Source organism: Leisingera sp. MMG026 (genome assembly GCF_021654205.1).
Taxonomy (GTDB): domain Bacteria; phylum Pseudomonadota; class Alphaproteobacteria; order Rhodobacterales; family Rhodobacteraceae; genus Leisingera.
Window position 1 is genome coordinate 43724 of the sequence record NZ_JAKFZM010000031.1, and the last position, 9365, is coordinate 53088.

At 60.1% G+C, this 9365-nt stretch carries 10 protein-coding genes; 1 reads left to right on the top strand and 9 read right to left on the bottom strand.

All coding sequences use genetic code 11. From position 1 onward, the window contains the following. Positions 1–175: 175 nt before the first annotated feature. Positions 176–1420, top strand: a complete 1245-nt coding sequence (locus L1069_RS16515) for an MFS transporter (protein WP_237456407.1) — start codon at positions 176–178, stop codon at positions 1418–1420. 105 nt (positions 1421–1525) lie between these two features. Here L1069_RS16515 and L1069_RS16520 read toward each other — a convergent pair whose 3' ends face one another. The 9 genes from L1069_RS16520 to L1069_RS16560 all read right to left on the bottom strand — a co-directional run. Beyond that, positions 1526–2506, bottom strand: coding sequence for a contractile injection system protein, VgrG/Pvc8 family (locus tag L1069_RS16520; protein ID WP_237456408.1), 981 nt, complete (start codon positions 2504–2506; stop codon positions 1526–1528). A 2-nt stretch (positions 2507–2508) separates the two neighbouring features. Then, entirely contained in the window at positions 2509–2715 is a 207-nt protein-coding gene (locus tag L1069_RS16525; protein ID WP_237456409.1) for a tail protein X, read from the bottom strand. Positions 2716–2749: 34 nt separating this feature from the next. Further along, the gene (locus tag L1069_RS16530) at positions 2750–3193 is read right to left on the bottom strand and encodes a phage tail protein (protein WP_237456410.1); all 444 of its coding nucleotides are present in this window, start codon (positions 3191–3193) and stop codon (positions 2750–2752) included. Beyond that, positions 3186–6458 carry a phage tail tape measure protein gene (locus L1069_RS16535; RefSeq protein ID WP_237456411.1) on the bottom strand — a complete coding sequence of 1091 codons (3273 nt, stop codon included), beginning with the start codon at positions 6456–6458 and terminating at the stop codon, positions 3186–3188. The genes L1069_RS16530 and L1069_RS16535 overlap by 8 nt, the downstream gene beginning before the upstream one ends. A 166-nt stretch (positions 6459–6624) precedes the next feature. Beyond that, positions 6625–6900: a phage tail assembly protein gene (locus L1069_RS16540; protein ID WP_237456412.1), complete on the bottom strand. Its 276-nt coding sequence runs from the start codon at positions 6898–6900 to the stop codon at positions 6625–6627. A gap of 27 nt (positions 6901–6927) precedes the next feature. Next, positions 6928–7440, bottom strand: a complete 513-nt coding sequence (locus L1069_RS16545) for a phage major tail tube protein (RefSeq protein WP_237456413.1) — start codon at positions 7438–7440, stop codon at positions 6928–6930. A 23-nt stretch (positions 7441–7463) separates the two neighbouring features. Continuing rightward, complete coding sequence (locus L1069_RS16550; protein ID WP_237456414.1) at positions 7464–8630, bottom strand: phage tail sheath subtilisin-like domain-containing protein; 1167 nt, start codon at positions 8628–8630, stop codon at positions 7464–7466. 2 nt (positions 8631–8632) lie between these two features. After that, positions 8633–9136, bottom strand: coding sequence for a hypothetical protein (locus L1069_RS16555; RefSeq protein WP_237456415.1), 504 nt, complete (start codon positions 9134–9136; stop codon positions 8633–8635). A gap of 12 nt (positions 9137–9148) precedes the next feature. Further along, positions 9149–9365 (bottom strand): hypothetical protein (locus tag L1069_RS16560; RefSeq protein ID WP_237456416.1); only part of this gene is annotated, 217 nt, incomplete at its 5' end.

Sequence of the window (9365 nt, forward strand, 5' to 3'; positions counted from 1 at the left end):
CCGGTGGCGCCCGGAGTTTGCCGCAACACTCTCGAGGTTTTCAGTTCCGGAAACGGTCTGGATTAAGGGACAAAAGCGCTGGTGATCAAAACTTCTTAACCGGAGCCGCAAAAATCCTGATTTGACGCCTGCGGTGAAATCCCAGAGGGTTGCGCGGCCTGTCAGGAGAGACCGCATGGACCGTCCCGCGCCGCTGTTTACCCCCGTTCTGATCGTCGGCTGCATCATCATCATGGTGAGCTTTGCGGTGCGTGCCTCGTTCGGGGTGTTCCAGATCCCGATTGCCGAGGAGTTCGGCTGGCTGCGCTCGGAGTTCTCATTGGCGATTGCCATTCAGAACCTGGCCTGGGGCATCGGGCAGCCGGTATTCGGCGCCATTGCCGAGAAGATAGGCGACCGCAAGGCGATCGTCATGGGGGCCATTGTCTATGCCGCCGGGCTGGTGCTGAGCTCCTGGGCGACGACGCCGTTTGAAATGCAAAGCTATGAATGGCTGGTGGGCTTTGGCATTGCCGGCACCGGTTTTGGCGTGGTGCTGGCGGTTGTCGGGCGGGCGAGTTCCGATGAAAACCGCTCGATGTCGCTGGCGATTGTCACCGCGGCAGGGTCCGCGGGGCAGATTTTCGGCGCGCCCACGGCAGAGTGGATGCTGGGCTTTATGCCCTGGCAGACGATTTTTCTGGTGTTTGCGGGCGTGGTGCTGGCGCTGATTGCCTTGCTTCCGCTGATGCGGGCACCGGAGACCGCCGGCAAGACAGAGCTGGAAGAGAGCATGGGCGCGATCCTGATGAAGGCGTTCAAGGACCCGTCTTACACGCTGATTTTCCTCGGCTTTTTCAGCTGCGGCTATCAGCTGGCTTTTGTCACCGCGCATTTTCCGGCGTTCGTGACCGAGATGTGCGGGCCGATCCTGCCGGGCGGGGCGCTGCACTCATTGGGCATTACCACCACCTCTGCGCTGGGGGCGGCTGCAATCTCATTGATCGGGGCGGCCAATGTGGGCGGCACGCTGCTGGCGGGCTATCTGGGCAAGCGGTATTCCAAGAAATACCTGCTGGCGGCGATTTACACCGGGCGGACGATTGCGGCGGCGGCGTTCATCATGTTCCCGATCACCCCCATGAGCGTGATCATCTTCTCGGTTGCGATGGGGTCCATGTGGCTGGCGACGGTGCCGCTGACCTCAGGTCTGGTCGCGCATATCTACGGGCTGCGTTACATGGGCACGCTTTACGGGATCGTGTTTTTCAGCCACCAGCTGGGCAGCTTCCTGGGCGTCTGGCTGGGCGGGCGGATGTATGACGCTTATGGCGATTACACCTTTGTCTGGTGGATCGGTGTCGGCGTCGGGGCGTTCAGCGCGATTGTCCATCTGCCGGTGAAGGAACGTCCGCTGCGGGCTGCGGCGGCGGCGGGGTAACGCCGGCGGTTTGCTGTGATGCCGGCTGCAGGACCGGGGCCAGTGGACCGGCCCAATTTTTTTTTGACTTGGGCGCATTGTAAATTTGAACATCCCCAAGTCAATTCACTCCTCACTCTTTGGCAGTTCACCCCGGATCCGGGTGGTGTAACCTCCGCCACCCAGCCGGTGGGTCACCCCGGTGATCGACCATAGCGGCGGGATGCTTGGGCGCAAGCCGATGACCAGGGCCTGCCCCTCGGCGCGCAGGATCGGATTGCCTACCAGCGCAAGGTTAATAGAGTGGCCTGCGCGGGCCTGCTCATCAAGCTTTGACTTTGCGGCCCGCTCGGCGCTTTCCTCCGTCCGATAGGGGTGGGTGATCTCGTAGGCAGGCGAACCCTCGCCAGCCGTCACCGTCTTTTTCTCCCCCACCTTCTTATCGTGCCAGATAGCTTTGACACTCTTATATGCGTTGGCTTTGTCCTTGCTGACGCGGGAGCCGGGCATCAACTGGGATTTGAACACCCATGTTTGCGGCAAGGCGTTGCCGCTGGCGGATTGGCCTTCGCCCTTGCCGATGAACAGCAAACCGCCGTCCTTGACCGATACGATGGCGTCACTCTCTTTCCCAATGCGGCTCAGGAAATTGATGTCGCTTTCCGATCTCTGGGCCAGATACTCGTGCTTGATGACCTTGAGCCGTTCTGCCACCTTGGGTTCCAGCTTATGCTCGGCGGCTATCTCGGCCACGATCTCCCCGATGGTTTTGCCGTCCCAGTTCCGGGTTTTCTGATCCTTGAGGGTGCTGCCGAAATGCGCCGCCTTGCCGTGGATGATCATGCGGTCAGGGGCGATCTCATACTCTATCTTGTCCAGGACAAAGACTCCCATCGGCACCGGAAACAGCTCCTCATAGCCCATGGCCACCAGAATGAGGGTGCCATCGGGCGGCTCCAGAATGCTGTTATCGCGGTCATCCAGCTCAATGCGCACGGTATCGGCCTTTGATCCGGCCTCATCATTGACCGTAATGCTTAGCACCCGGTCTTTGATCCTGCTGGTGATGTTGATCCCGTCCATATGGACTTCAAACGCAGGTTTCATGTTCAATCCACCAGCCTGATCATCTTAGGCTTGGGATCTATCCGCGCATCTTCCGGCAGTTCAATTGCGATCCCCCTGGGAAAGACCGGCCCCAGGGCGGCCAGGCCCATATTGGCGGCCAGAACCTTTTGCAGGTCGAAGGCATTCGCGCCGTAGTGGGCGGCGCAGATGGCGTCCAGCACATCGCCTCTTTCAGTCCGGTATCTCATAGCAAGCCCTCAGGTAGCAACGCGGCAGGGTGCATCAAAACAGCCTTGATGCGATGGCAAGCCCGGCGGCCAAGATGTCCAGGCCGCTGCCGTCATCGCCGCCGTATTCCTGCAGGGTCACGCCGAAATCGATCTTGAGCGGTGCGCCGTTGAAGTACTCGGAACCGGTTTCCACCACGCTGGCGATTTCCCAGCGGCCCCAGCTTTGGCCAAACCCGTCAATCAGCTCGTGCGCATCACCGCTGTTTGCCATGGCGCGCAGCCGGTCCATCTGGCCCCAGCCGCCATTCCAATGCGGCAGGACGGTGCCATTCATCTTGATGGTGCCCGCATTGGTGCCCAGGTGCTGGGTTGCCGATGTGCGTCCGATCCGTTTCAGCACTGCCTTGTTCTGGTCGTGGCGGCGCTCCAGGGACTGGAACGCGGCGGTGGTAATCTTGAACTCGAAACTGCCCAGGATCATCGTCACATCAATCATCGAACAGGCTTTCCAGTTGCTGCTTGGCCTCGCGGGTGTGTTCTTCCAGGATCTGGCGCAGGCGCGTTTCCATATCCGAGGATACCTCGCCGGTGATCGGGATCGTGTAGCTGGGGTTCATGGTGACGGTGACCTGCTTTCCAAGCCCGTTCATCTGCGCGGATATGCGCTGGAAATCCAACTCGCCCGCCTGCGGTCCTGCGGCGGCGCTGGCCATCGCACTGGTTATCGCACTGGCACCGATAGCCCCGATGCCGCCCTTGGCGATGCCATCCAGATTGAACCCTTTCGCAAAGCTGCCAAGATCAAGGCCGCTGATCAGGCTGCGCGCCCGGCCGGCCATGTCCAGCATGCCGCGCAGAGCCCGGTTGTGGGCAATAAAGCCGCCCTTGTTTTCATAGCGCATTTCGGGGCCTTCCTCGCCGGTCAGCAGCCAGCCAGGGCTATAGTTGCCGCCGCGTGCGCGGGCCTGAATGTTGGTGGCCTGAACCTTAGGGATCGCACCGCCGGGCACATCCAGTTTCAGATGCGCGGTCTTGGGCAGGGCATTGCGAATGGCTGCGGTGATTTCCTGCGTTGCCGAGGTGACCTGCGCAATCTGCGAGCGAATGCCTTCGGCCAGGGACTGCATCAGGCGCTGGCCCTCGCTGGCAAGGCTCGTAGCCTGCAAATCGGCAATGATCCGGGCCATGGATGCGGCGACGGCAGTTTGTGTCTCCAGAGCGGCAGCGGTCAGGACTGGAAATTGCTTGGTCAGCGCCTCGGCTGCGCGGGCGGCCTCCTTCAGTGTCTCAGGGTTCTTGATCTCGGGCAACTCTGCGGGTGCGCCGTCCAGCTCTTGCAACAGCGCCAGCATGTCCTGGGCGCGGTTCACCTCAAAACTATCGAACATCGCGCCGCTTTCGCTGGCCACCTTTGCCTCCAGGCGCGATTTCACCTCCTCGATGCCGGTCAGGCCCTGGCGGTACTGGGCGATCAGATCCAATCCCTCCCGCCACTCGCGGCCAACCATATTGGAAGCCCGGTTCTCCAGGCGCACATCAATGGTTTCGCCCGCGTCTGTGAACATGCCTTTGAGATCTGGCAGTTCGGGGATGATCGCGCCCCAATCCCAATCCGGCAGCACGTCGGCCCAGGAAAACGACAGCCAGCGCGACCAGTTAGGAGCAAAGATGATATTGCCCCAGTCAATCGAAGTGATGCCGTTCCAGATGCTGCTGGCTGTTTCGGTCACAACAGATGCGGCGGATTTCAGGGTTTTTGCGAGGTCCTCTGACTTAACCAACCCCGTCCAGGACAATGGGCTGAGTGCATCCCAGAGCGTGCCCAGCTTGCCGCCCAATACGCCGGTAATGTTTCTCCAGGCTGATGCCAGGTCTTCGGATTTGACCAGGCCAGACCAGGAAAGCGGGTTGAGCGCCGCTTTGATTTCAGACCACTTGGTTGCAAATGTGGTTTTGACGCCTTCCCAAAGGGTGCCGAACCAGGCGGAAATGCCGTCCCAATGGGTATAGACCAGCCCAGCCGGATGATATTTGAAGAACCCCGCTTTGATACCGTCCCAAGCCGTCGACACCCCCGATTTCACCTTGCCCCAAAGGGCGCCGAACCAGGCGGTGATACCCTCCCAATGGGTGATGATCAGCCCATGCGGGGTATAGTTGAAAAAGATCGACTTGATGTTTTCCCAGCCATTGGCCGTGAACGCCTTCACGCCCGCCCAAAGGCGCTGAAAGAACGCCTTGATTGGCTCCCAATTGCGGTAGATCAGATAGGCACCGCCTGCGATGGCAGCGACCGCCAGGCCGATGGGATTGGCCAGCAGCGCACGGCCCAGGCCCATAACAGCGATTCTCAGGAACCCGAATGCGCCTGTCAGCACCTTGATGCCCCTGGCCAGCAGGCCGGTTTTTGTGCCCGAACCCGCCAGCGCTACGCCCAGAAGCAGGCTGCCATGCCGCAAGGCTGCAAATGTGGTCACCAGGGAGGACGCAGTGAACAGGACCGGAGCGGCGACAGTGGCCAGGCCAAACAGACCTACAACAATGGACCCAAAACCGGCAACCAGAGTGGGATTGTTTTGAATAAACCCGCTGACGATCTGCGCCACCCGCCCCATAGGGGCGGCAAGCGCATCCATTGCAGGCGCGAGGCCCTCGCCGATTTCTTCTTTGATCGACTTGATGTTTTGCCTGAAGACTTCCCACTTTGCGCCAGCATAGTCATCCGTCTTCGCGGCCATTGCCTCAGTGAATTCAGCACCCTTTTGGGCCGCTTCTTCCAAAGCAACCACATTGGCGCGCACAGCCGCCTCCTGACCATAGAGCGCATTGATCAGCTTCATTGCTTCCTCGGTTCCGAAGGCCTTGCCGATCTCCGCCGCCTCTGCGGCTTCGAGCGTTTGACCATAGCGCTCTTTGAGATCCGTCAAAATTTCTGGCATCTGGCGGAGTTGGCCTTGTTCGTCAATCAGCCGAACTCGAACGGGGTTGCCGGTTGTTTTGCTCAACTTGGCAAAGGCTTGGTCCGCCCGGTAGGCGTTGGAGGCAAACGCCTTGAGCGCTGTACCAGCCTCACCCGCCTGCATCTGCTGCTGCATCATGCCCAGGAGCGCCATTTGCTCGGTCATCTTCATGCCGAGATTGGTGGCACCTGCGCCTGCGCTTTCAATGGCCTGCTGCATCTTCGCGCCATCCGTCTTGAACTGCTGCACGGATTTGGCCAGCGCCGCTCCGAACATATCGCCCCAATCGGCATCAGAAATCTCGGCAAACTGCTTTTTGAAGATCCCGTATGAGGTCGCAAAGAGCGATGTCATACTTTCCGGCATGCCTTTGGTGGCTTTGGCCACGGTCAGCGCCGATGCGGTCATGGCGGCCACGCCCTCATCGGTGAGGGAACTGACGCCGGAACGGATGTCATAAGCCGCGCGCACAAAGGCCTCAGTGGTCAGTCCCACATAAGTGTTTTGCAGCCGCCGCCCTTCACGGACCACGGCCTGAATGTCCTTCATGCCCAGGGCGCGCAGGTCACCCGACGCGCGCTGGATCTCTTTTGAACTCTGGGTGAAATCGCTGATGATCTTATTGGTGGCGATCTTGAGGCCAGTGGCCGCAAGGCCCGCACCGCCCAGCTTGAGCGAAAGCGACATACTCTTGCGCATGCGGTCGGTCGAGTCCTTGATTTTGCCCTCCGCATCTTTCAGCGGCTTGGCAAGGTCTGCCGCCATCTTCACAAATACGGATACGTCAAGGCCTCGGGTCATGTGCGGCTCACTGGTTCATTTTATTGAGATTTCAGAAGCTCTTGGGCAAGCTCCACATCGTCCAGGAAGTCGATGGCGTCCATTGCATCCATTTCGCTGGGCTGCCAATGGAACGCCCTCGACATGAGCAGGCGCGCGGCACGGATGCCGCGCCCGTTAGGGTCACCTACTCGGGCGACAACTTTCCCAGGACTTCATGCGCCCACTCCTGCATGGGTGCGTAATCCTCAGGGTCAAGTTCGTCGATCAGGGCAATCGGCTTACCAGCCAGATCAGCCACGGTCTGCGCGGCTGCCGCCACCACATCCCCTTTGGCCGACGACAGCTTTTTCACATCGGCCATTTTGGGACGGCGCAACGTGATTTCGCTGATGTCCTCGCCCTTGTAGGTGATCGGGTATTGCAGAACGAAGTTCTTGTTCCGGTCAATTACAGTGCTCATGTGCCTGTTTCCTTTTGAATATCGGGCTTAGTTGCGGCCCATTGCGGCGTTGAGATCGGCCAGGAGATCGACGCCCCCGACGGTGAGTTTGGCGGGCGGCCCCCGGTGCACCTCGAATTCCTGCACCCCGTCGCGCAGGATCTCGCAGTAAACGATGTCGCCCTTGGCCTTGGTTTTGCTCTGATCGCCGGGCTTGAAGCCGCCGAAATCCGGCCCGCCAAAGCTAACCTCATACTTGTGCACCCAGGAATGCAGGGTGCCGTCGCTGTCCGAGGTGGCGCATTTGGCGGTGAACAGCCGGGTTTCGCCGGGCCGCACATCCACGTAGCGCAGGAACTGCGGCGTCTTGTTCAGCATTTCGAACTCGATCTCCGGCTCCTCGAACCGGAAGTTCTTGACGCGCGCGGACCAGAGCATGTTGGAGCCAAGCAGCTCATGCACCTTGGGCATGAACTTGGGCGGCGTCAGGGTTTCGCAGACGCCGATAAAGCTGTCATCCTCCGAATAGAGGTCTACATCGATAAAGATTTCAGGGATCATGTGTGTGTCTCCTCAGATCAGGATCAGACCGGCAGGATGTTGGCCAGGTAACCGTTGTTGATGTGGGCGGTGAAGGTGATGCGCTCGGCCTCGCCGTACTCGACAAAATCGTAGTCGAAGTAAGCCGCGCCGCTTTCCATCACTTCTGGCGTGTTGAGATCAGGATTGACCCAGCAGCGCCCGCCCGCGATGTGCTCCAGCGCGGTCTCATGGCGGAGCCATTTGTTCATGCTGTCCGCAACGCTCTCGTAGTAGCGGCGGGTCATATTCCGATCTACCGCCCACTGCATCTGATCAAGAATGGTGCGGGCCAGAACGTTCATCACGCGGGCACGCTTGAAGAACACGAACTTGGGGTCACTGCCCAAACCGCGCCCGCCCAACAGCTTGTAGCCGCCCTTAGGATGGCGCACGACAGTGGCAACATGGTTCTGGTTCAGCAGCTCGGCCCGGCTGGTGCCGTCGCCGCCCCGGTAGTCGATGTCTTTGGCAGGCCCCAGGATGCCATACATCGTGCGGCTTGATGCGCTTTCCCACCAAGGTGTGGCTGCAATGATGCCGGCCACGCGGGCAGAACAGGGTTCAACCACCTCCTGGTCGGTATCTTTGTCCCACACCGACACATGCGGGTCGATCAGCAGGCCGTGCGGCTCATCAAAGTTGCCGCGATAAGTGATTGCGTCTTCGATCTTTCCGTTCGGCCCATCCAGCGCAAAGACAGCGGCCAGTTTCTTGGAAACAGAGGCCATCTCGGTTGCCACCGCCTGATGCTGGGACACGCCAGGCGCAATGAAGATCGACGGATCAATGCCAAAGCGCTGTTTGACATCAAAGGCGGCCTGCAACCCATGGCGCTTTTCGGTGTCCACATCAACGCCGCCAATGGTGTTGGAGATCGTCTCAGCCTCATCTGCCCCTTCAGGCAGGCGGTGCAGGAAGACACGGGCGTCCACCTGGTCAAAAATCCCGTCAATGAACTTGGGCGCACCATCGCCAGTGCCAAGCCCGGCGATCAGCGCGGTATCGTTACCCCCAGAAATCAGGGTGGTTTCGCCGATGGGAAACTTGGCGGCATCCGCGTTGGCGGCTTCGCAGGCGATGAAAATACTCTCATCTGACTGGGTGACGATCGGGCGGGTGCCGGTATCGTCAAAGACGTGCTTTAGCCCGTGGAAATAGCCTTCAGGCATGATTAGGAACCTCCGTTGATGAGTGCTGCGGCCTCGGCAAAGGCCGCCTCGGCCTGGGCTTTTGCGGTGCCCAGGGCGGTGTTGACTTGGGTTTCGATGTCCGCAGCCCCATCCGGGACGGCGGCGATAGCGGCTTTGGTTTCCGCTTCCAGCGCCCCGATCAGGAGCGCAATCCGGCGGTAGGCGGCGGCCTTGGCGGTGATCTCGGCCAGGAGTGCGGCGCGGTCTAAGCCGCGTGCCGCCGCCTCGCGATCAAGCAAGGCGAGTTCGGCAGGATCAGCGCTGGCCGGATCGGCTGCGATCTGGCCCTTGAACAGCCATTCCATAAGCTTGCCCGGTGAAGCACTGGCCACCTCGGCGCGCCAGCCATTGGCCAACCGGGTGATTTCACCCTCTGCGGCTGCTTTTGCCGCCGCGCCGATTGCCGCCTGAGGCACGTCAGCGCGGATCAAATCTGCCGCCTCCCAGTTGGCGTAGACCTTCCCATTGTGGGTCACAGTCAACATGTTCTTGTCTCCTTACAGGCTGCTAAGGTTTGTGGCGGCCAACTGGCGAACTGTCAGAGGGTCGGTATCGGCTGCGACCCCCTGCACCCAGCGACCGGCCATCTCACTTGGGTAGGTGCTGTTCTGGACCATCAGGGACATCAGATTTGACAGGGTCAAAAAGGTCTGATTGCTGACTGCGGGCAGCTCAAATTCACAGGATTGCAGCAGAACAGAGGTTACGCCGTGC